Annotated in this window: 1 protein-coding gene; it reads left to right on the top strand. The window is 67.4% G+C overall.

What is annotated here, in order from left to right:
- Positions 1 to 3: 3 nt before the first annotated feature.
- A complete protein-coding gene (locus tag AC51GT_RS11805) occupies positions 4 to 26,427 on the top strand; it encodes a non-ribosomal peptide synthase/polyketide synthase (protein WP_496328860.1) in 26,424 nt (8,807 codons plus the stop codon).
- Positions 26,428 to 26,528 lie beyond the last annotated feature (101 nt).

The raw sequence follows: 26,528 nt of genomic DNA, 5'->3' as shown, positions 1-26,528 counted from the left end.
GCGATGGCGGTTCAGAACAGGACAACGCGCACCCGAGACCACAATCATCACGTTCCCCAGGAGGACACATTGCCGTTCGCGCAGTTGCTCGATGCGATCAGTCGACTCGCAGCGCGTGATCCCGGTGCCGTTGCATTCGAACACGAAGGGGCCGGGGTCCCCTGGGTAGACCTCGAGGCGCGCCTGGGTCTGCTGGCCGCACCGCTGGCAGATCGGGGGATGGGCCCGAACGAAGTGCTGTCCGTGGTCATCTCGGGCTTGTCCCCGACGATTGCCGCCGCGGACGGTGCCCTGGCGAGGGCCGTGGGGCAGGTCCTGGCAGTGGCCGAGGCGGAGTCTGCCGCGACCACCACCGCGACGCTGGCAGACCTGTTCGAACGGCAGGTGGCGGCGACACCGGAGGCGGTCGCACTCATCGGTGACGACACGACCTGGACCTATGCCGAGTTCGACCGGCGGGTCAACCGTCTGGCCCGCCATCTGATCGGCATCGGCGTCGGCCCCGAGGTTCGGGTGGTGATGGGTGTCCGACGCTCGCCGGACATGATGGTGGCCATCTACGCGATCGTGAAGGCGGGCGGCGCCTATGTGCCGGTCGACCCGGATCATCCGCCGGCGCGGATCGCCGAGATCATCTCCTCGGTGCAACCGCTCTGCGTACTCACGCGCGGCGCGGACGGCCTGACGGTTCCGGCCGGAACGCCTGTGGTGGATCCGGATCTGCTGGATCTGTCTGCCCAGGGCGACGGCCCGATCACGGACGCGGAGCGTCGCGCTCCGCTCCGTGCGGACAACCCGGCGTACATCATCTTCACTTCCGGGTCGACCGGACGCCCCAAAGGTGTTGTGGCCTCGCACCGCTCGGTGGGTGAGTTCCTGGCGCGGCGGCAGCAGGTCTACCGGGTCGGCCCGGCCGACTGCATGTTGCAGAAGACCCCGGTGACGTTCGATGCCGCGGTGCGCGAGCTGTGGTGGCCGCTCGTCAGCGGAGCACGTCTGGCCATCGCCGCCGCCGACGGGCAGCGGGACCCGCGATATCTCGCCACCGCGGTCGATCATCACGGCGTGACGGTGATGCACTTCGTGCCGTCCATGCTGGCGGTCTTCGTCGACGCGCTGCAACCGGGGGAGGGGCAATCGCTCCGCGAGATCCTCAGCGGCGGAGAACAACTGACGTCGCAACTCCTCGGACAGATTCGCGCCAAACTGAATGCCGCGGTGAGCAACGAATACGGGCCCACCGAGTTCACCGTCTCGGGTACGCGGCATCCGAGCGGCGACGAGGACCTGTCGCTGCCGGTGGTCGCCATCGGCACCCCGTACCAGGGTCTGCGTGCGTACCTCCTCGACCGGCGGTTGAGAGAGGTCCCGCCGGGCATCCCGGGCGAGATATATCTCGCCGGCCCGCAGATCACGCGAGGCTACGTCAATCGCCCGGACCTGACCGCCGCGCGCTATGTGGCCGACCCGGCGGGTCCGGCGGGCGCGGTGATGTACCGGACCGGCGACGAGGCCCGGCGCCGGCCGAACGGTGATCTGGAGTACCTGGGACGCACCGACTTCCAGGTGAAGTTGCGTGGGTTCCGGATCGAACTCGGTGAGGTCGAGACCGTGCTCGCCCGGGTGACCGGGGCGGCCAGAACCGTGGTCGTGGTCGACCCGGACGACTCGGGATTCGAGCGCCTGATCGGCTACGCCGTCCGGCCGACCACCGATGTCGAGGACGACGACCCGGTGCGCAGGCAGCTCGCAGAGTTCCTGCCGGACTACATGATCCCGGCCACGATCATTGCGCTCGACGAGTTGCCGCTGACCTCGCACGGGAAGCTCGACCGAAAGGCATTGCCCCGCCCGCACGCAGCCAGATCGGCCACCCCGTACCGGGAGCCGGGCACATCGACGGAGAAGGTGGTGGCCGCCGTCTTCGCGGAAGTGCTGGGCGCCGAGAGGGTGGGCGCGGACGACTCCTTCTTCGACGTCGGTGGTAACTCGCTGTCGGCGACGCGCGTCGTGGCGCGGGTCAATTCCATGCTCGACGCGGACATCGGTCTCGCCGAATTGTTCCGGACCCCGACGGTGGCGGGCTTCGCCGCCGGAGCCGAATCGGCCGCCGGCACGGCAGACCGTCCGCGGCTGGGACCCCGGGCCCGTCCGGAGCACCCGCCGTTGTCGCTGGCCCAGTCCCGGATGTGGTTCATCAACCAGTTCGACACGTCCTCGCCCGCATACAATCTGCCGTTGGCCGTCAGATTGACCGGTTCGATCGACCTCGACCTGATCGCGCGTGCGGTCCGGGTAGTCATCGAACGTCATGAAGCGTTGCGCACCGTCTTCCCCTCGGGGGAGGGCGGACCGTGGCAGCAGATCCTGCACCCGGCCCAGGTCGATCTCGCGCTCGACCCGATCGACGTCGAGGACGAGGACGATCTGCGGAACCGGCTGGCGGCCTTGGCATCACGGGGTTTCGACATGACCGTCGAGGTCCCGGTCCGCCCGGCAATCTTCCGGCTCGGCCCGACCTCGCATGTGCTGGTGCTGGTGCTGCACCACATCGCCGCCGACGGCGCATCCCTGTCGCCGCTGGCGCGGGATCTGGTCGCCGCGTACCTGGGATTGTCGAGCGGTGAGGGGCCCACCTGGCAGCCGATGCCCGTGCAATACGCCGATTACGCTCTCTGGCAGCATGAACTGCTCGGATCCGAGTCGGATCCGGAGTCGCTGGTCTCGCGGCAGATCTCCTACTGGACCGATGCCCTGGCGGACATCCCGGCGGTCCTCGAGCTTCCGACCGATCGGCCGCGGCCCGACCGCCCCTCGATGCTCGGCGGTCGTACCGAGTTCACCATCGACGGTGCCCTGCACCAGCAGATCGCCGCAGTGGCGTCCGAGCGCGGCACCACGGAGTTCAGTGTGCTCCACGCGGCGTTCGCGCTGACGCTCTCGGTGCTGTCCGGAATGGACGACATCGTCATCGGGACACCGATCGAAGGCCGTGGAGAACGCGAACTGGACGGGCTCGTCGGCATGTTCGTCAACACCCTCGCGCTGCGTACCGAGATCAAACCGGGGGCCACCTTCGCCGAACTGTTGCGGGCCACCGCCGACTCCGACCTCGGAGCCCTGGCCCATGCGGATGTGCCGTTCGAGCGGTTGGTGGAAGTGCTTGCGCCAGAGCGCACCACCGCACACACCCCGATCTTCGGCGTCACGCTGGCCCTGCAGAACAACGAACCCCCGGTCCTGGATGCGCCGGATCTGTCGATCGCCGAGTACGACAGCGGTGTCACGTTTGCCAAGTTCGATCTGCAGCTGGCGCTGAACCCGACAACTGCCGGCGGCCTGGCGGGGATGTTCGTCTACGCCACGGACCTCTTCGACCAGGCGTCGATCGAGGATCTTGCCGAGCGCTTCATCCGGATACTGAAACAGGCGGTGGCGCAGCCGGACATCATCGTCGGACGCATCGGTGTGCTCTCCGATTCCGAGATCGCCGACCTGTGCCCGGTCGTGGGTTCGGCCCCGGAAGCGCCGGTCACGCTCGGTGAGTTGCTCGACTCGGCGGCGAGCGTCGATGAGAACGCCGCCGCGGTGATCTGGGGCGATGACGTCCACAGCTACCGGGAACTCGACCGACGATCGAATGCGCTGGCGCAGATCCTGATCTCCGAAGGCGCCCGGGCCGATCAGTTTGTCCCACTGGCTCTTCCGAGATCATTCGACGAGCAGGTCGGCCTGTGGGCGGTGGTCAGGTCGGGGGCCGCGTTTGTGCCGGTGGATCCGGCCTACCCGCGGGACCGCATCGATCACATGATCACCGATTCCGGTGCGGCGATCGGCATCACGCTCTCCGAGCATCGTCCGCAATTACCGGATTCGGTGCGGTGGGTGGTTCTGGACGACCCGCAGACCCGGCAGGTGCTGGACGAGGCCGCTGCATCCGGGGGCGAGGTCCCGGTTCGACTGTCGCCGCAGCACATCGAGAATGCCGCGTACATGATCTACACCTCGGGCTCGACCGGGGTGCCCAAGGGCGTGGTGGTGACCCACCGGGCGATGGCGAACTTCGCCACGGAACTGCGAGAGCGATACTCGGTGACCTCGCAGGCCCGCGTCCTGCATCTCTCGTCGCCGAGCTTCGACGCATCGATGCTCGAATTGCTGCTCGCCGTGTCGGCCGGGGCCGCACTGGTGATCGTGCCGCCAGGGGTGTACGGCGGCGACGAGTTGTCCCGGGTGATCACCGCGGCCTCGGTGACCCACGCGTTCATCACGCCGGCGGCGCTGGCCACCGTCAACGCCGGCGACGCCGACTCACTTCGGGAGCTGGTGGTCGGCGGCGAGGCCGTACCCGAGAGTCTGATGAGGGATTGGGCGCCGGGCCGGCACTTCCACAACGGCTACGGCCCGACCGAGACCATCATCATGGTTACCATGTCGCGGCCATTGCAGCCCGATGGCGCCATGACCATCGGTGGCCCGATCCGCGGCGTCTCGGCGATGGTCCTCGACCGGAGCCTACGTCCGGTACCGGTCGGGGTCAGCGGTGAGCTGTACATCGGCGGACTGCAGATGGCCCGTGGATACCATTGCCGGGCGGGGTTGACCAGCGACCGGTTCGTGGCGAACCCGTTCGGCGATGCCGGGACCCGGATGTACCGGACCGGTGACGTCGTGCGATGGATGAGTGATCCGGCCGGGGACGCGAACCTGGAGTATCTGGGCCGCAGTGACTTCCAGGTGAAGGTACGCGGGTTCCGGATCGAACTCGGTGAGATCGACGCAGTTCTGCAGAGCCACAAGACCATTGATTTTGCGGTGACGCAGGGGCGCGCCGGGCCGACGGGCGCGACGGTCCTGGTGTCCACGGTCGTTCCGGTCGAAGGCTTCACCGTCGACACCGACGAGCTGCTGCGGCATGCCGCCGAGTCCCTCCCCGAGTACATGGTCCCGTCCGTTGTCATGGTGCTCGATTCGGTACCGATGACGGTGAACGGCAAGCTCGACCGGGCGGCCCTGCCGGAACCCGACTTCGCGGCCATCGCGAGCACATCGTATGTGGCGCCGTCCTCGGTGCTCGAAGAGGTCTTGGCCGGTGTGTTCGCAGAGGTGCTGGGGGTACCGCAGGTCGGCGTGACCGACTCCTTCTTCGCGCTCGGTGGTGACAGCATCGTGTCCATCCAACTCGTGTCCCGGGCCAAGGATGCCGGTGTCCAGATCACCGCGCGAGATGTCTTCGAGCGCAAGACGGTTGCCGGGCTGGCCGAGGTGGCGGTCCTGCAGCCCGCCGACATGACGCCGGTGCTCGAAGAACTCGACGGAGGTGGGGTCGGCGAGATGCCGCTGACCCCGGTCATGCACTGGGCGCTCGAACGTGGGATGGGCGATCGCTTCTCGCAGGCGGTGATGCTCACATTGCCGCCGGGTATCGATCAGCCCACGCTCGTTGCCGTGCTCGGCCGGATCCTCGACAGCCATGACGTGCTCCGAGCGCATCTCGACACCGCGGACGGGTCCGCTCCGGGGCTGGTGGTCGATCCGGTCGGCGGAATCGACGTGGAACGGTCCATCACGACGATGGAGTTCGGCACCGATGCGCTGCCGTCGACCGAAGGCTTCGCCGCACTTGCCCGCGCCGCCCTCGACGACGCCGCGGATCGACTCGATCCCGCCGCCGGCGTGATGGCCAGGTTCGTGTGGTTCCGACCCGCCACGGGTGTCGACGGAAACGGCCGGTTGCTGCTCGTGCTGCACCACCTCGCCGTCGACGGGATCTCCTGGCGGATCATCGTTCCCGCGCTGGCCGGTGCCTGGGCCGAACTGACCGCCGATGTGACCCTGGGCCTCGGCACAGAGGTGACGTCGATGCGCCGGTGGTCCCATGCGTTGGCCGCGCAGGCGAGTGATCCCGTACGCACCGGTGAACTGCCGTACTGGCAGTCGGTGTCAGATCTCGACGAATCCCCCCTGGGCGCAAGGGATCTCGATTCGAGCGCCGATACCATGCGGACCGCTCGGAAGCATTCGGTCACCCTGCCGGCCGAGGTGGCCGATGCGTTGACCACCGCGGTTCCCCGGGCCTACGGGGCCGGTGTCCAGGATGGGCTGCTGGCCGCGCTCGTGCTGGCGATCACCGCCTGGCGTCGTGACCGTGGTGTCCCCGACGCGCGGTCCCCGCTCGGGCTGACGCTCGAGGGCCACGGTCGCGAAGAGAGTGTCGCCCCGGGCGCCGACCTGTCGAGGACCGTCGGCTGGTTCACCACGGTGTATCCGGTCCGTCTGGGCATCGGAGATGTCGATGTCGACGACGCGCTGGCCGGCGGACGCTCCGCCGGAGGGCTGATCAAGGCGGTCAAGGAGACGCTGCGAGCGGTCCCCGACAACGGGGTCGGATACGGCCTCCTGCGGTATCTGAATGCCCGCACCGCTCCGGTTCTCGCCGCCGCCTCCATTCCGCAGGTCAGCTTCAACTATCTGGGCCGGCTCGGTGGACAAGAGGTCACCGACGACATGACCCGGCACGGCTGGGTTCCGGTGACCGAAGGTCAGAACCTCGGCGGTGCAACAGATCCCGACATGGGACTCGGTGCTGCGATCGATGTGAACGTCTCGGTGGTCGGCGGTGGAACGCTGTCGACAACGTTCACCTACGCCGGCAATCTGTTCGCCGAATCCGAGATCGTCGCGCTGGCCGAGCACTGGACGACCGCGGTCGCAGCCATCGCCCACCACGCCGCGCAGCCCGATGCGGGCGGGCTGACCCCCTCCGATCTGCCCCTCGTGAGCGCCACCCAGGGGCAACTGGACTCACTGGAAAAAGCCCACCCCGGCATCGCCGACGTGTGGCCGCTCTCGCCGCTACAGCACGGGATGCTGTTCCATGCGTTGATGGCTCGCGAATCGGCTGCGGTGGTCGACGTGTACGTCGCGCAGTTCGTGCTCGGTCTCGACGGGCGACTCGATGTCGAACGGCTCGGCCGGGCCGCGAACGCCCTGCTGGACCGGCACGAGAGCATGCGGTCCACCTTTGTCGTCGACGAGGACCTCGGTGCGGTGGCGCTGGTGCGTACCGGCCTGAATGTCGGTGTCACGGTGCATGACCTGTCGACGATCGGCGAATCCGCCAGGGTGGCCGAACGCGACCGGATCCTGGCTGCCGACCGGGCCACCGGTTTCGACATGTCCGCGGGTCCACTGATCAGGATCGCCGCGTTGGCATTGGCACCGGATCGCTGGGACGTGGTGATCACCAATCACCACGCGATACTCGATGGTTGGTCCACGCCACTCGTACTGCGCGAGCTGATGGTGCTCTACGCCACCGATGCCGACCGATCGTCGCTGCCTGCCACGCGCCCGTACAGCCTCTATCTGCAATGGTTGCAGCAGCAGGACCGCACCGCCTCGGCGGCGGCCTGGCAACGGGCCCTGTCCGACGTCGACGGACCGACACTGCTGTCGCCACGGTCACGGGGGCAGGATCAGGCGTCGCTGCCGGGTGTGGTCACGCGTGAACTCAGCGCGCACGAGACGCAGCAGGCCACGGCACTCGCCGGCCGGCTGGGTGTCACGATGAACACTCTCGTCCAGGGTGCGTGGGCAATCGTGCTCGGCGCCATGACAAACCGCACCGACGTGGTCTTCGGTTCCACCGTCTCCGGCCGGCCTCCGTCGATCACGGGCGTGGAATCGATGATCGGTCTGTTCATCAACACGGTGCCGGTGGCCGTCCGCGTGGACAACGCGCTGGCGGTGGCCGAGTTCCTGCAGCGTCTGCAGAGCGCGTCGTCGGACCTGCTCGACCATCAGTACCTTGGGTTGGCGGACATCCACCGACACGGCGGCCCCGGGGCGGTCTTCGACACCGCGGTCCTCTACGAGTCCTATCCCGTCGACAGCGCCGGGGTGGGCGGTGGTGTGGACATCGCCGGTGTCCGGTTGCGTGATGTCGAATCCGCTGCGGCCAGCCACTTCCCGTTGTCGATCGTGGCAGCGAACACCGATCGTCTGCATTTCGCCGCGAAGTTCGCGCGGGAGAGCTTCTCCGAGGACGTCGCCGACTCGCACCTCGATCGACTGCTGCGGGTGCTGCGGTCCTTCATCGCCGACCCGACGGCGAGACTGGCCGCGCTGCAGCCGGCCTCGCCGGCGGAACTGGCCACGACCGCCGGGTGGAACCCGTCGCCGGAACCGATGGGGACGCGGACGCTGGTCGATCTCTTCGATGATCAGGTCGCCCGAACACCCACGGCCACCGCGATCATCGGTGAGAACGAGGTCCTCACATACGAGGAGTTCGATGCCCGTGTCAACCGGCTCGCGAGAGTGCTGATCGGGCAGGGGGTCGGACCCGAGAAACGGGTTGCGTTGCTCATCGAGCGGTCGACGAACCTGATGATCGCGATCTATGCCGTGGCGAAGGCGGGCGGCGCGTACGTCCCGGTCGACATCGATGCCCCGCCCGAGCGCATCGAGCACATCATGCGCGCGTCCGGAACCATGCTGACATTGACCACCTCGGCGCGACCACAGGATCGTCTCGGAGACAGTCCGGTTCTCGAGATCGACTCGCTGGGAGACGAATTCGCGCGCCTCAGTGGTGCCACGATCGATGCGTCCGAGTCAGTGGCGCCGCTGCGGCCCGATCACCTGGCGTACGTGGTGTTCACGTCCGGATCAACCGGTCTGCCCAAGGGGGTGGAGGTCACCCACGGTTCGGTGGTGAACATGGTGCAGTGGCGGCAATCGGTGTATCGGCTCGGATCCGATGACCGGCTTCTCCAGAAGACGCCGTTCACCTTCGACGCGTCGGTGCGTGAGCTGTGGTGGCCCCTGACGCAGGGCGCCGCACTGATGATCGCGACCCCGGATGGCCATCGAGATCCGCGCTACCTCGCCGAGGTGGTGTCGCGCCATCGGATCACCGCGATGCACTTCGTGCCTTCGATGCTCGATGTCTTCCTGTCCGCCGTCGAACCCGACGAGATCTCGTCCCTGCGCATGGTCTTCTGCGGTGGTGAGGCGCTGTCGGTGACGTCGCTGAGCCGCTTCCGGTCGATGTCGGATGCCTCGCTGCACAACGAATACGGACCCACCGAGTCGACGGTCACCTCGACCAGGCTGCAGACCGGTGCCGACGATGTCGTGCGCGGATCGGTGGGTATCGGACTGCCGGTGCCGAATGTGGTTGCGCGCGTGCTCGATGGAGCCTTGCGCGAAGCACCCCCGGGCGCGGTGGGCGAACTGTATCTCGGTGGTGTTCAGCTGGCCCGCGGATACACCTCGAAGCCGGGGCTGACCGCGGAACGATTTGTCGCCGATCCGCAGGGCGAACCCGGCGTGCGGCTCTACCGCACCGGTGATCTGGCGAGGCGCCGGATGGATGGAACCCTGGACTACCTGGGCCGGGCCGACCTGCAGGTCAAGCTGCGTGGCATCCGGATCGAGCTCGGCGAGATCGAGGGCGCACTGGCCTCCGATGGGCGGATCCGACAGTGCGCCGTCGCGCTCAAGACAAGTCCGCAGGGGCTCGAGCGGCTCGTCGCCTACGTGGTCCCGGAGACCACCACGGGCGGCGAACCGGAGGATCTGCTCGAACGTGCGCGGGAGCTCTTGCCGGCAGCACTGGTCCCGTCGGCGGTTGTCGTCCTGGCCGAGTTGCCACTGACCGTCAACGGCAAACTCGACCGGCGGGCGTTGCCGGATCCGGAGTTCGGCAGCGCTGCAGCCGATTACCGGGCACCGGTCACCGTGTACGAGGAGATGGTCGCGGCAGTCTTCGGTGAGGTCCTGGGTCTGGAACGGGTCTCCGTCGACGATCGGTTCTTCGACATCGGCGGCGACTCACTGATCGCGACCCGGGTCGTGGCCCGCCTCAACGCCGCCGGTGACGCGAGATTGGGGCTACGCGATCTGTTCGAGGATTCGTCGGTCGCCGGACTGGCGTCACGACTCGGGCGCAGCGCGGGGGAGGGTCGCACGCGGCCACCGCTGGTGGCCACCGTGCGCCCGGCCGCCATCCCGCTCTCGCTCGCACAACAGCGCATGTGGTTCCTCAATCAATTCGACACCACGTCACCGGTCTACAACATCCCGGTCGCGATCAGGCTCACCGGAAGCCTCGACATCGACGTCCTCACCGCAGCGTTGCTCGATGTGCTCGAGCGCCATGAATCGCTGCGCACGGTCTTCCCCGATTCCGAGGCCGGACCACACCAGCACATCCTCGATGTCGCCGATGCGGATATCGATGTCGCCCGCATCACCTGCGGCAAGGACGATCTCGCATCACAGATGATCGGGTTCTTCTCACAGGGTTTCGACGTCGCGAAGCGTATCCCGTTGCGGGTCGCGCTGATCGAGTCCGGCCAGGACGAGCACGTGCTGTTGATGTCGATCCACCACATCGCCTCCGACGGGGCATCCCGAGCCCCGCTGGCCCGGGACCTGGTCACCGCGTACGTCGCGCGGATGCAGGGTGGGGCGCCCGCGTGGGCGCCGCCGGCGGTGCAGTATGCCGATTTCAGTGTGTGGCAGCGCAAGTGGCTCGGTTCCATCGACGACCCCGAGTCGGTCGCGACCGAGCAGCTGGAGTTCTGGCGGGCCGAGCTCACCGACCTGCCCACGGTGCTCGAACTGCCCACGACGTATCCGCGTCCCCCGGTGCAGTCGTTCCGGGCGGGTACCGTCGACTTCACCCTCGACGCGGCAACCAGGGCCGCGCTGGCCGCTCTCGGTACCGACAGTGGCGCAACACTGTTCATGACCGTTCACGCCTGCCTGGTGGTGCTGTTGTCCCGGTTGACCGGCGGCGACGACATCGCGGTCGCGACCCCGGTCGCCGGGCGGGGTGAACGCGAGCTCGACGACCTGATCGGGATGTTCGTCAACACCCTGGTGCTGCGGACCCGCACCGATCCCGATCTGCGTTTTGTGGATCTGCTGCACCGGGTGCGCGAATCCGACCTTGCCGCCTTCAGCCATTCCGAATTGCCGTTCGAACAACTGGTGGAGGCGTTGAACCCGGAACGCTCCCGGTCGCACTCACCGTTGGCGCAGGTGGCATTGGCTTTCCAGAACGTTGAGCGGGCCGAGCTGAACCTACCGGATCTGGTCATCAAGCCGGTCGAATCCGGTTTGGAGACAGCGAAGTACGACCTCGCACTGATGATGATGGAGCGCGAGACCGAGGGCGGCCCGGTGCTGGACGCGACTCTGACGTACGCCGCCGACCTGTTCGATCCGGTGGCCGCGCAACGTTTCACCGACTACTTCGTGCGCGTGTGCCGCGCCGTGGCCGACGACGCCGAGGTGGCAGTGGGAGCCCTCGAACTCCTGGGCCGGGCCGAACGCGGAGAGGTCGTCCCCTACAACGACGGGCCGAATCCGGAACCGATGACACTCGATGCCCTCTTCGCGCGGGGTGCCGCCCGGTATCCGGATATGGTCGCGGTGATCGAGAACGAAAGGTCGATCACCTACCGGGAGCTCGACGCCGCGTCGAATCGGCTGGCGCGCAGCCTTCTCGAGCGCGGCGCCGTTCGCGAGTCCTTCCTCTCGGTCGCGCTGCCGCGGTCCATCGAATGGATCACCACCGTGTGGGCGATCAGCAAGACCGGAGCGGCGTTCGTTCCCCTCGACTCGTCGTACCCGATGTCGAGGATGCAGTTCATCCTCGCCGATTCCGGTGCTCGGTTCGGGATCACCACGGCATCGTTGCTGGACAAATTGCCGACCGACATCGAGTGGCTGGTCCTGGACGATCCCGCGACGAGCCGGGCCCTGGCACACCTGCCGGACGCGCCGCTGACAACTGCCGATCGCACCCCGGCGTCGGTGGACAACGTGGCCTACACCATCTACACGTCGGGTTCGACCGGAAAGCCCAAGGGTGTGGTCGCCACACACCGTGGTCTGGCGGCGGTCCACGAATCCATCAAGAAGCGGGTGACCCGCGGCGAAACGGCGGTCCGGACCGCGTTGTTCTCCTCGCCCGGTTTCGACGGGGCCATCTTCGATCTCCTGCTCGGCGCGGCAGGCGGCAACACGATGGTTGTTGTCCCGACGGGCGTGTACGGCGGTCGAGAACTCGCTGACCTGCTGCGGGACAAGGCAGTCGAGATGGCATTCATCCCGCCTGCCGCGTTGGCGACGGTTGATCCGGCCGGCTTGGACACCTACCGCACCGTGGTCCTCGGTGGTGAGGCGACGCCGCCAGAGCTGATCGAGGCATGGGCCGAAGGCCGGGACGTGATCAACATGTACGGCCCCACCGAGACCACCATCATCTGCACGGTCAGCGTTCCGTTGCGCCGCAATCGCCCGATCGACATCGGAGCGCCGTTCCGGGGTATGCAGGCCGTGGTGCTCGATTCCCGGCTGCGCCCGGTGCCCGTCGGCGTCGACGGCGAGCTCTACATGATCGGCGGCGGGCTGGCGCGGGGTTACCTGAACCGGACCGGCCTGAGCGCCGGCACGTTCGTCGCGAACCCCTTTGGGCCCGAGGGCAGCCGGATGTACCGGACCGGTGACGTGGTCCGCTGGGTGATCAACGACGACGAGTACGTGATCGACTACATCGGCCGGGCGGACTTCCAGCTGAAGATACGTGGATTCCGGATCGAACTCAGCGAGATCGACGCGGTGCTGTCACGTCATCCGGCCGTGGGCGTGTCGACCACAGTGGACGTACGGACGGCGAGCGGGTCGGTGGCTCTGGTCGCCTACGTCACCAGCGCCCCCGGTATGCAGATCGATTCGCCGGAATTGCGGGCGCACGCGCGGCGAGAGCTGCCATCGCACATGGTGCCCGCCGCGGTTGTCGAACTCGAACAGATGCCCCTGACGACCAATGGCAAGATCGATCGGCGGGCACTTCCGGCCCCGGTGTGGGAGGCCGACGGGGAGTTCCGGGTTCCGCGGACCCCGGTCGAAGAGATCGTGGCCGGGGTCATCGCCGACGTCCTCGGTGTCGAACGCGTGTCGGTCGATGCCGACTTCTTCGAACTGGGCGGGAACTCGCTCTCGGCGACCCGCGTCGTCGCCCGGGTCAATCAGGCCCTCGACGTCGAGCTCGGGGTCCGGGCGATCTTCGACGCGCCGACCGTGTCCGGAATCGCCGCCGCCGCATCGGTGGCGACCAAGCGGGAGTCCGGTCACCCGCCGCTCACCCGACGCGACCGGCCGGCCCGGATCCCGCTGTCGATGGCGCAGCAACGGATGTGGTTCCTCAACCAGTTCGACACCACGTCGGCGGCCTACAACATTCCGATGGCGGTCAGGTTGACCGGAACGCTCGACATCGAAGCTCTCAAAGTTGCGATGGATGACGTGCTGGGCCGCCATGAATCGCTACGGACGGTGTTCCCGTCCGGTCCGGAAGGACCCGAACAACGGGTGTTGTCCGTGGCCGAGGCCGGGGTTTCGCTGAAGACCGTGGAGGTCCCCGAAGACGAGGTCGTCGCGGCGGCGATCACGTTCGGCCGCCGGGGATTCGACGTCACCGAATCGGTGCCGTTGCGGGCCGCACTGTTCGGCATCGGTCCCGACGACCATGTGCTCGTCGTGGTCGTGCACCACATCAGTGCCGACGGCGCGTCGATGGCGCCGCTGGCCCAGGACGTGATGGTGGCGTACCTGTCACGCGCGCAGCAGGGAAGCGATCCGGACTGGCAGCCGATGCCCGTGCAATATGCGGACTTCACGCTGTGGCAGCACGAGGTCCTCGGCTCCGAAACCGACAACGAATCGGTGATCTCCCGGCAGATCGCCTACTGGCGTGAGACTTTGGCCGACCTGCCCGATGTGCTCGAACTGCCGACCGATCGGCCCCGGCCCCCGGTGCAGTCCACCGCGGGTGAGCGATTGCCGTTCTCGGTTCCGGCCGAGCTCGCGGAGTCGGTCGAGGACATCGCCAAGCGGACGGGTACCACCGCGTTCATGGTGCTGCAGAGCGCCTTTGCGGTGCTGCTGGCCCGGATCTCGGGCTCCGGCGACATCGCCATGGGCACCGCGATCGCCGGTCGGGGTGAGCAGGCGCTCGACCGGCTGGTCGGGATGTTCGTCAACACGCTGGTGTTGCGGACGTCGGTGGACGGCAATGCCACGTTCACGCAGACACTGGCGGCCGTGCGGGATGCGGATCTCGGTGCGTTCTCTCATGCCGACGTCCCGTTCGAGCGGATGGTCGAGGTCCTGAACCCGCAACGGTCGACGGCCTATGCGCCGTTGGCACAGGTGTCATTCGGTTTCGAGAACGTCGACCGCCCGGCGCTCGACCTGCCGGATCTCGCCATCAGTCCGTTGCCGGTCGAATTGTTCGAGGTGAAGTACGACCTCGAGCTCTCCCTGTCACCGAAGGTCGGCCCCGACGGTGCACAGTCGGGATATTCGGGAGTGTTCGCCTACTCCACCGCACTGTTCGACCGGTCGACCATCGAGGCGATGAGCGAGCGCTTCCTGCGGGTGCTCACCGCCGCTGTTGCCGAGCCGGAGCGGCGGGTCGGGGACATCGATCTCTTCGACGAGCGCGAGCGGGCGCTGATCCTGCACGAACTCAACGACACCGCGGTCCCGGTCGGCGAACGGCTGTTGACCGACTTCCTCACCGCCGGTGTCGATGTGGCACCGAACGCCCCGGCCATCACCTTCGAGGACACGACTCTCGACTACGCGGAGTTCTCCGCTCGGGTCAACGCACTGGCCCGCCTGCTGATCGAACAGGGCACCGGACCGGAGGTGACCGTCGTCGTGGCGGTGCACCGGTCGATCGAGATGATGGTCGCGATCCATGCGGTGATGGAGGCGGGCGGCGTCTACGTGCCGGTCGATCCGGACCAGCCGCGTGACCGGATCGCCGCGGTCCTCGATCAGGCTGCCCCGGTCTGTGTTCTGACCAACGCGCCGGATCCGATGTCGTCGGTCGTCGACTGCGCCCTCATCGATCTCGACCGGGTGGACCTGTCGGGGTTCGGCAACGGCCGGTTGACGGACTCGGAGCGGCGGGCTCCGCTGCGACCGGAGAATTCGGCATACGTCATCTTCACCTCGGGTTCGACCGGCAAGCCCAAGGGCGTGATGGTGAGCCATGCGGCCGCGGTGAACCAGATCCGCTGGATGGCGGCCGCGTTCGAGTGCTGCGCACAGGACACCTTCCTGCAGAAGACGCCGCTGGTGTTCGATGCCTCGATGTGGGAGTTGTTCGTGCCGTTCGCGTGTGGGGGACATCTGGTGATCGCCAGGCCCGACGGTCACCGGGATCCGGAATACCTGATCGAGATCGTCGAGCGATGGGATGTAACCCTGCTCGATTTCGTCCCCTCGATGCTCGCGGTCCTGGTGAACGGTCCGCGACCGGCCCTGCCCGGATCGGTGCGGGGGCTGGCCGTGGGTGGTGAGGCGCTGCCGGAGTCACTGGCACGGCAATTCCTCGAACACAACACAGCGTTCCTCGACAACCAGTACGGACCCACCGAGGCCACCGTCACCGCGACAGACCACCGGGTCGACGGCACGGAATCGGGTGTGGTGCCGATCGGAAAGCCGGTGTGGAACACCCGGGCCTACGTACTCGATGCGCGTCTGCGGCCGGTGCCGCCGGGAACGGGCGGTGAGCTGTATCTCGCCGGAATCCAGTTGGCGCGTGGCTATCTGAGCCGCCCGGATCTCACCGCGGACCGGTTTGTGGCAGATCCCCTGGGTGACCCGGGTGCGGTCATGTACCGCACCGGTGACCTGGCGCGGATCAATCGTCGCGGGCAACTCGAATACCTGGGACGGACCGACCACCAGATCAAGATCCGGGGTCTGCGAATCGAACTCGGCGAGATCGAGGCGGCGGCGGCCCGGCATGACTCGGTCGGTCAGGTCGCGGTACTGGCCGTGGAGAGCGAGCACGGACGCCGGCTGGCGGCCTATGTGACACCCGCCGAAGATGAACTGATCGACGTGGCCACCTTGCGCACCGCGATCGCCACATCGTTGCCGGACTACATGATCCCTGATTCGTTCACGGTGCTCGAGCGCATGCCGACCTCGACGAACGGAAAGCTCGATCGAAAAGCGTTGCCGAAGCCCGTCTTCAACGTCGAGAGCGCGGCATTCGTGGCGCCGGCGTCGGAGACCGAGGTCCAGATCGCGGCGGTGTTCGCCGAAGTGCTGGGCCGGGATCGGGTCAGTGCGGTCGAGTCGTTCTTCGCCCTCGGCGGCGACAGCATCATGTCGATCCAACTGGTCTCCCGGGCAAAGGCGCTCGGTATCGGTCTGACGGCACGAGACGTGTTCGAACACAAGACCGTTGCCGCGCTGGCGACGGTGGCAACCGACCTCTCCGGCGGCGGGCGGAACCTGATCGCCGAACTATCCGGTGGTGGGGTGGGTGAATTGCCACTGACACCCATCATGGCGGCGTTCTTCTCCGCGCCCGGAGGACACCAGCGCTTCTCACAGTCGAACTTCGTCACCCTGCCGCACGGCATCGATCGGACGACGATCGAATCGGTGATCGATGCGGTGGTCTCACATCACGATGCACTGCGGCTGCGCTGGGTGCGCGACGCCGACGGCGGGCCGGGGCATCTGCGGGTCGAGGAACCGCAACCCGAAGCGGGCCGGTCGTTGCTGCGGCGTGTCGGGTTCGAAAGCCTGCCCGGGAGCGATGATTTCGAGGCGCTGGTGCAACGCGAGTTCAGCGCGGCCGCCGATCGATTGGATCCCGAGGCGGGAACAGTTGCCCAGTTCGTCTGGTTCGAACCGGCGCCGGGATCGCGCACCAACGGACGCCTGCTGATCGTGATTCACCACCTGGCGGTCGACGGTGTGTCCTGGCGCGTCCTGTTACCCGATCTGGCGGCCGCCTGGGGTGGCATCCTGTCCGGGGACGGACCCCGACTGCAACCGGTGGGCACATCGTTGCGGCGATGGGCTCACGGGCTGACCGAGATGGCGAACACCCCCGAGCGGGTGGCAGAACTCGACTACTGGCGCACCGTGATCGACGTGGACGACCCGCAATTGGGGGACCGGGCGCCGGACCCGGGAGCCGACACCGTCGAAACGACCGAGCGCATCCGGCTCGAGCTGTCGGCGGACACGACCAGGATGTTGATCACCGCCGTCCCAGAAGCCTTCGGCGGCAGTGTCAACGACGGACTGCTCACGGGATTCGCGCTGGCACTGGCCACGTGGAGGTCGCGGCGTGGCCGGGCGGCCGATCACGTCTACCTGCAACTGGAGGGTCACGGACGGGAAGAAGGCGCACTGCCGGGTGCCGAGATCGGCCGCACGGTGGGCTGGTTCACCACGGCATATCCGCTCCGCCTCGATCTGGCGGGCCTGGACCTCGATGATGCGCTCGCCGGCGGTGACGATCTGGGCCGGCTGATCAAGGCCACCAAGGAGAATCTCCGGTCGGCGCCCGACAACGGTATCGGCTGGGGACTGCTGAGGTATCTCAACAACCGGACGGCGACCGAACTGACCGGACCAGAGCCGCAGATCAGCTTCAACTACCTCGGTCGGACGTCGGCGATCGACTTCACCGACGAGATGCGCGAGATCGGGTGGGTTCCGGCCCGCGACGGTGGCGAGCTGGGATCGTCGCTGGACCCGGACATGCCGGTTCCCGCCCTGGAGATCAATGCCGTTGTGTCCGAGCGTGATGGGGCAGAACGACTGTCGGCGGCCATCGATTTCCCGGCCGGGCTGTTCACGCGGGCGCAGGTGGGAGAGTTGGCCGCGGCGTGGTCGGCGGCGCTCGAACAGGTCGCCCGATACGCGTCGGCACCGGGGGCGGGTGGCCGGACGCCGTCCGACCTCGGCCTGGTCACGCTGTCACAAGGCGAGATCGAGGCGTTGGAGCGTCGGTTCCCGGACCTGGACGACATCTGGCCGCTCTCACCTCTGCAGCGGGGCATGCATTTCCACGCCTCGCTGGCCGAGGGGGCCGTGGACGTGTACTCGGCGCAGATGTCCCTGCACCTGGCCGGGATCGTCGACCCCGAGCGCTTGCGCCGCAGTGCCCGCGCGCTGATCGCCCGGCACCAGGCCTTCCGGACCGCTTTTGTCACCGACGAGGCCGGACACACGGTGCAGGTCGTGCTCGGTGACGTCGATATTCCTTGGCGCACGGTGGATTTGACAGGAACGACCGGTGCCGGGGACCTCGAGCGGAACCGGGCCGAGCTGGCCGCCGCGGATCTGGCGGCGCCCTTCGACATGCAGAAGCCGCCGTTGATGCGGTTCACGCTGCTGCGTACCGCCGTCGATCGATATGAACTGTTGGTCACCAATCACCACATCGTGATCGACGGCTGGTCGACCCCGCTGGTCATCAAGGAACTACTCGTCCTGTACGCGACGGGAGGTGACGCCTCGGTCCTGCCTGCTCCACGTTCCTACCGTGACTTCCTGTCGTGGCTGGCCGGGCGGAAGCCCGAAGAATCGCAGCAGGCCTGGGCTGAGGCCCTCGGGGACGTCGAAGGGCCGACCCTGCTGATCTCCGGCGATCGCGGCCGCCGGCAGCACGAAGGTGCCGCAGAACTGCACACGAGCATCACCGAGGAAACCACGGCGAAGCTGCAGACCCGATCCAGAGCACTCGGCGTCACGCCGAACACCTTTGTGCAGACGGCCTGGGCACTCGTCCTGAACGCGTTGACCGGGCGCTCCGATTGCGTGTTCGGGGCAACGGTTTCCGGTCGACCCGCCGACGTGGCCGGGGTCGAATCGATGATCGGGTTGTTCATCAACACGATCCCGGTCCGCGTCCGCGTCACCGGCGCCGAGACCGTCGATCAGCTGCTGGCCAGGGTGCAGGTGGAGCAGTCCGCCATGCTCGACCATCAGCACGTGGGGTTGGCCGACATCCAGCGAGCCGTGGGAGAGGCCGCGCAGTTCGACACGTTGGCCGTCTTCGAGTCGTTCCCGGTCGACATGGCAGGTGCCACGGCAGAGACCGACATCGCCGGAATGCGGGTGACCGGCTTCACCGGGCAGGACGCCGCGCACTATCCGGTGACCCTGACCGCCAGCATGCGGGGCGCGCTGAAGTTCAAGTTCATCTATTCACCGGAGCTGCTCGACGAGCCGATGATGCAACGCATCGCCGAGCGATTCGTCGCAGCCCTGAACACCCTGATCGCCGAGCCTGCGACATCGGTCGGGGCGATCGATCTGCTCTCCGCCGATGAACGAGCCCAATTGCAGAGCGTCAGAGGAGCACCGGCCGAACCCGCTGTGCTCCTGCCCCAGCTGCTCGCCGCCGCGGTCCAGGCCGCCGGGACCGAGGCGACCGCACTCGTGCTCGGACACCGCCGGGTCAGCTACGGAGAGCTGGACCGATGGTCGAATCGCCTGGCGCGCGAACTCATCGCGCTCGGCGTCGGTCCGGAGGTCGCGGTGGCGTCGGCGCTGCCCCGCTCGGTGTACTCGCACCTGGCGCTGTGGGCGGTCGCGAAGGCCGGTGGCATCCTGGTCCCGATGGATCCGGCCTACCCGGCCGACCGCATCGAGCACATGGTCCGCGATTCGGGTGCCCGGATCGGTGTGACCATCGAGGCCCACCGGCCCGACCTGCCCGCTGCCGCCGAGTGGTTCGTGCTCGACGATCAGCAGTTCGAGATGCAGTGCTCGACGCGCCTCGACGAGCCGCTGCTGCCGGAAGAGCGTCCGCGCCCGCTGCGGGTCGACAACGCGGCGTACATGATCTACACCTCCGGATCGACCGGTCTGCCCAAGGGCGTGGTGATGTCGCATGCCGGGCTGGCGAACTTCGCCGCCGAGCAGGCGCAACGCTATGCGCTGACCACACAGTCACGGGCACTGCACTTCTCGTCACCCAGCTTCGATGCGTCCATGCTGGAACTGTTGCTGGCGGTCCCGGTGGGTGCGGTGTCGGTGATCGTGCCTCCGGGTACCTATGGGGGAGACGAACTCGCGGCGATCATCCGTGAACACCGGGCCACCCATGCCTTCATCACACCGGCTGCGCTGGCGACGCTCGACCCCGAAGGACTCGACAGCCTGCAACATCTGGCGGTCGGTGGCGAGGCCGTGCCGAACCGGCTGGTCGAGACCTGGGGACCGGACCGGCAGTTCCACATCGGCTACGGGCCGACCGAGACGCAGATCATGGTGACCATCAGCGACCGGTTGCTCCCCGGCGACCCGGCCACGATCGGTGGCCCGATCCGCGGCGTCTCGGCGTCGATTCGAGACGGCTTCCTGCGGCCGGTGCCGGTCGGCGCCCCCGGCGAGTTGTACATCTCCGGGGTGCAGCTGGCACGTGGCTATCACTCCAGGAGTGGGCTCAGTGCCGAGCGTTTCGTCGCCGATCCCGCCGATCCCGGTCGGCGGATGTACCGCACCGGCGATGTGGTCCGTTGGGTACAGACGCAATCCGGGACGCTGGAAGTCGAATACATCGGCCGCAGCGACTTTCAGGTCAAGGTCCGCGGATTCCGGATCGAACTCGGGGAGGTCGATGCGGTGCTCGCCGAGCACGAGTCGGTCGAGTTCGTCACCACCGTGGGTGCGCAGGGTCCGTCGGGTGCCACGATGCTGGTCTCGTACGTGGCACCGGCCACCGGCGCGCGGGTGGAGGCCTCCGAGCTGACCGCCTTCGCCGGCCGTTCCCTGCCCGCCCACATGGTGCCGGCGGTGGTGATGGTGCTCGACGAGATGCCGCTGACCGTCAACGGCAAGGTCGACCGAAAGGCGCTGCCGCAAGCGACGTTCGACGAGTCGGCCCTGGAGTACGTCGCGCCGGGTACGCCGACCGAGGAGGTCTTGGCCGCCGTGTTCGCCGACGTTCTCGGTGTTGACCGGGTCGGTGTCACAGACTCCTTCTTCTCCCTCGGCGGCGACAGCATCATCTCGATCCAGCTGGTCTCCCGCGCCAAGGCCTCCGGTGTCCTGATCAGCGCACGAAACATATTCGAGCACAAGACCGTTGCCGAGATCGCCCGGGTGGCGACCATGAACACCGACAGCGCCGTCACCGTGCTCGAAGAGTTGCCCGGCGGCGGAATCGGTGAGATGCCGGCCCCGCCCATCGTGCGGTGGATGCTCGAGCGCCCCGGCGGACACAGCCGGCTGATCATGCCGCTCTATGTGGCGTTGCCCGACGCCATCGGCCACGATCAGTTGGTGGCCACCCTCTCGGCCGTCATCGATCACCACGACATGCTCCGGGCCGCGATTTCATACGAGGACAACACGATCAACGTCCGCGACCGTCACGCGATCGACGTCGCGGGAATGATCGAGCGCGTCGAGTTCGGCCCTTCGGCCACTCCCGGAACACCGGAGTTCGCCGCGTTGGTCGGACCGGCCTTCGAACGGGCAGCGGGCCAATTGGATCTCGGCCGGGGCCAGGTGTTGCGGTTCGTCTGGCTGCAACCCGGACCTGATGTGTCCGATGCCGGCCGGCTGTTGATCGTCGCCCATCACCTGGTGGTCGATGGGGTGTCGTGGCGGGTTCTCGTCGAAGACCTGGTGACCGCGTGGCAGGCGATTTCGCAGGGCCGGCAGCCGCAACTGAAACCGGTCGGCACCTCCATGCGGCGCTGGGCGCACGCGCTGTCGGAACAATCCGTCGATCCGGACCGGGCCGCGGAAGTCGGGTTCTGGTCGAATCTGATGGAGCAGGGCAGCACCGATGTCGGCGGGCGGCCACTGGACCCGGCCGTGGACGTGTTCGGCACCGTTGAGTCGGTGAAGCTGCAGCTTTCCGAAGAGGTGACCGATGCGCTGCTCACCACGGTCCCAAGGGTTTTCGGTGGCGGTGTCAACGACGGTTTGCTGACCGTCCTGGCGCTCGCATCGATCGCCTGGCTGCGCGACCGCGGCATCCACGCCGACGCCACCACGATCAAACTGGAGGGTCACGGCCGTGAGGAAGAGGTCGTCTCCGGTGCCGACCTGTCGCGCACGGTGGGCTGGTTCACCACCATGTTCCCGTTGGGGCTGGACCTGACCGGCGTGGACATCGATGACGCGCTGGCCGGTGGGCCCGCGGTGGCCGACGCCGTGAAGGCGATCAAGGAACAACTCCTGGCGGTCCCGGACAAGGGGATCGGATACGGCATGCTGCGATACCTGAATCCGGTTACCGCGGAACAGTTGTCGGCGTATCCGCAACCGGCGATCGGTTTCAACTATCTCGGCCGGATCGGCACCGAGACCGCTTCGGGCGCGGTCGGGTGGCTGCCGGCGCCGAGCGGTGAACTCGCCGCCTCGGCCGGCCCGCGGGATCCGGACATGCCGGTGGCCGCGGCCATCGACATCAACGCCGCGGTGACCGGTGATCGGCTCGAGGCCACGTTCGCCTTCCCGAACACCCTGCTGAGCGAGGTCGAGGTGCAGGCTCTCGTCGAGTTGTGGGCGCGGGCCTCCGAAGCCGTTGCCGGGTGGTCGTCGACCGCGAACTCGCGGGTGTTCACACCGTCGGATCTACCGCTGGTGAACCTCGATCAGCACGCGGTCGACAGGCTGGCCGTCGATCATCCGTCGATGACCGACGTGTGGTCGCTGTCGCCGTTGCAGCGGGGAATGTTGTTCCACGCCAGGCTGGCCGAAGGTTCGCTCGATGTGTACACCTCGCAGGTCGTCCTGCGGCTGGGGGGCACCGTCGACATCGAGCGGTTGCGTCTGGCGGCCCAGGCTCTCCTCGATCGCCATCCGAATCTGCGTGCCGCATTCCGCGATGATCTCTCCGACGAAGCCGTCGCGGTCATCGTCGAATCCGCGGTGGCTCCGTTCGCGGAGCACGATCTGCGCAACGACCCGGATGCCGAGGCGCTGCGGGCCGGGATCCTCGACGAGGACAGGACCCGCCGATTCGAGATGGACCGGGCACCGCTGATGCGGTTCACCGCAATCCGGCTCGATGACGACCGGGTCGACTTCGTGATGACGAGCCACCACATCCTGCTCGATGGCTGGTCCATGCCCCTGGTCCTGCGGGAGCTGTTCACCCTGTACGCGACCAGCGGAGATGCCACGGTGCTGCCGGCGCCGCGCTCATACCGGGGGTTCCTGCAGTGGCTGGCCGGCCGGGATCTGGCGGCGTCCGTGGAACATTGGGCGGCGGCGTTGTCCGAGGTCACCGAGCCCACGTTGCTGGCACCGGCCAATCGTGCCCGGGAACAGCGGAGCATGCCGGGGGAGTTGCTCCTCGAGATCGATCGCGAGCGGACCTCGGAACTCGATGCCCTCGCCAAACGCCTTGGCGTGACGATGAACACGATCGTGCAGGCAGCCTGGGGCCTGGTGCTGTCGCGACTGATCGGCCGCGACGACGTGGTGTTCGGTGCCACGGTGTCGGGTCGGCCCGGCCACCTCGAGGGCGTGGAGTCGATGATCGGTCTGTTCATCAACACCCTGCCGGTGCGGGCCCGGATCGAGCGGTCCGAGACCCTCGCCGACTTCCTGGTGCGGTTGCAGGTCGAACAGTCCGAACTGGTCGACCACCACTATGTGGGGTTGCCGGTGATCGCCGGGCGGGTCGGGGCCGGAGCCGGCTTCGACACGCTGACGGTCTTCGAGTCGTACCCGGTCGACGCGGTGGCATCGGGGTCGGTCACCGACATCGATGGCTTGCGGGTCCTCGACGTCTCCGGCGTGGATGCGAACAACTTTCCGCTCTCACTGTTCATCACCGCCGGTGATGAGGTGCGGTTGCAGGCGAAGTTCCTGGCCGACGTGTTCGCCCACGATGAGGTGGCGACCATCTTGGCGCGGGTCGATCAGGTGCTCGCCCAGATCGTCTACGAACCCGAGCGCCGGGTCGGTCGGGTGGACGTGCTGGTCCCGGCCGAGCGAGAGCAACTCGCGGAGTTCAACGCGACCGAGGTCGACGTGCCGGCCCGGACCCTGGCCGACATGTTCGACGCCCAGGTCGCTCGCACACCTGACGCCGACGCCCTCGTCTTCGACGGCCAGGTGCTGAGCTATGCCGAATTCGATGCCCGCGCAAACCGACTCGCCAGGCACCTCATCGGGATGGGCGTGGGACCCGAATCGAAGGTCGCCATCGCGGTGCGTCGATCACTCGATCTTCTGGTCGGCATGTACGGGATCATCAAGGCCGGCGCGGCGTATGTCCCGATCGACCCCGATCACCCGGCGGATCGCACCAGCTACGTGCTGCAGATCGCGAACCCGGTCTGCGTATTGACCACGGCCGGTGACGGAATCGAGGTCGCCGAAGCCTTCACCGTCGTCGAGATCGACACCCTGGACCTGTCGGATCTGCCGTCCGACCCGATCACGGACGCCGACCGTACGGCACCGCTGAGGCCGGACAACACCGCCTATGTCATGTTCACCTCGGGTTCGACCGGAAAGCCCAAGGGCGTGGTGATCACCCACCGGGCCATCGTCAACCAACTCGTGTGGAAGCAATCCGAGTATCGGCTCGGCCCCGACGATGTGGTGCTGCAGCAGATCGCGATGACGTTCGATGTGTCGGTCTGGGAGTTCTTCTGGGGGTTGCAGAACGGTGCCACCCTGGTGATCGCCAAACCCGACGGGCACAAGGACATGCGCTATCTGGCCTCGCTCATCGAGCAGTACGGGATCACCACGGCAACGTTCGTCCCGTCGCCGTTGGGAGTGTTCGTGGCCGAGGCCGATCCGTCCGCACTACGTACCCTGCGCCACGCGTTCGTGATCGGTGAGGCCTTGCCGCCGGAGACCGCGGAGCGTTTCCGGGAGCTGTGCTCGGCGAGTCTGAACAACATGTACGGCCCGACCGAGGCGGCGGTCAGTGTGACGAATTGGCAAGTCGGACCGGAAGATACCCAGACCGTACCGATCGGTGTGCCGCAGTGGAATGTCACCGCCCACGTGCTCGATTCCGGTCTGCGACCGACCCCCGCGGGTGTGGCCGGCGAGCTGTACCTCGGCGGCGCGCAGCTGGCGCGGGGTTATCTGCAGCGGCCGGGGATCACCTGCGACCGCTTTGTCGCCGACCCGTTCGGGGGGCCGGGCGAACGGATGTACCGCACCGGGGACCTGGTGCGTCGCCGAGCCGACGGGGCTCTGGAATACATCGGACGCACCGACTTCCAGGTCAAACTGCGCGGCCAGCGCATCGAACTCGAGGAGATCGAATCGGCGGTGCTGGCCCACGCGCCGATCCGCCAGGCCGCAGTGCTGGTGCACAAGGATCCGCGGACCGGTGACCACCTGATCGCCTATGTGATCGCCCACCGGGGCGCCGACCCCGACACCGAACAGCTGCGCGCCTTCGTGGGTCACACGTTGCCGAAATACATGGTGCCCGACGCGGTCGTCGTGCTCGACGAGTTCCCGCTCAACCCCAGCGGCAAGCTCGACCGGAAACAGTTGCCGCTGCCCGAGTTCCACCGCACCGGGGAGTATGTGGCCCCGGTCACCGAGACCGAACGCATCGTCGCGGACGTGCTGGCCGAAGTGCTGGGCCTTCAGAGGGTGTCGGCGGACGCGTCGTTCTTCGAACTCGGTGGTAACTCGTTGTCGGCCACCAGGCTCGTGTCCCGGCTCACCGATGCGCTGGGTACACCGATGTCGCTGCGGGCGATCTTCCTCGATCCGACCGTGACCGGGATCGCGGCAAGTGCAGAATCCGGAGGCGGTTCGTCCGCCGGTGTATTCGACGTCATGCTGCCGATCCGAGAGCAGGGCGCCGACAATCCGGTGTTCTGCATCCACCCGGTGCTCGGTCTGTCGTGGGCCTATCGCGGACTTGCCGATGCGCTGGATTCCGCGATACCGATCTACGGTCTCCAGTCGCCGGCGGCGACCGGGCAGTGGCATCCGGAATCGGTCGAGGAGATCGCCGCCCGATACGTCGACGAGATCCGCGCGGTCCGGCCGGCCGGTCCCTATCGGCTGCTGGGCTGGTCGCTCGGCGGGGTGATCGCGCACGCGGTGGCGGCCCGGTTGCAGGAACAGGGTGAGCAGGTCGAGATGCTCGTGATGTTCGACAGCTTCCCCGGCGAGTCCGCCAGAGCCCTCGGCGAGGAGGGCGTCGCACCGAGCGAGATCGTGGCCGGTCTGGGTCTGCCCGCCGAGATGGGCGTGGACCCGGTCCTCGATTCCCCGGCGATCGTGGCTGCGAAACTCCGGGAGGCCGGTGGCCCGGCATTCTCTGACGTCACCGCCGAGTGGCTCGAGAACATGGTCGCGACGGCCACCGAATCCATGAAGCTGATGCGCCGCTATGAACCGCGGACCATCGACGCCGATCTGCTGCTGTTCACCGCGGGGTCGGGGCGCGACGACGACACCGCCGCGCCGCGCGCGTGGCGAGGCGCCGTGTCCGGAGACGTGGTCCACCACAGCATCGACGCCACGCACTGGGCAATGATGAGTGCCGATGCACTCAGGCAGGCGGGCCCGATGTTGGCAGAGTTCCTCGCCCACCGGTCGAGTAGTGTTGACCGGTGATGGTCGATCCGATGGGCGTGGGTGACGGAGCAAGTCAGAGCGGGTCCTTCTACACCAGATCCGGCTAACAACAAGGTCCGACAGAACGACAAACAGGCGAC

This window comes from Williamsia sp. z34, assembly GCF_059553395.1.
The sequence above is the reverse complement of the archived record's forward strand: the minus strand, read 5'-3'. Positions and strand labels throughout refer to the sequence as shown.

Coding starts and splice junctions, on each gene's coding strand:
- AC51GT_RS11805 (WP_496328860.1), top strand. CDS start 4: ATGGCGGTTCAGAACAGGACAACGCGCACCCGAGACCACAATCATCAC.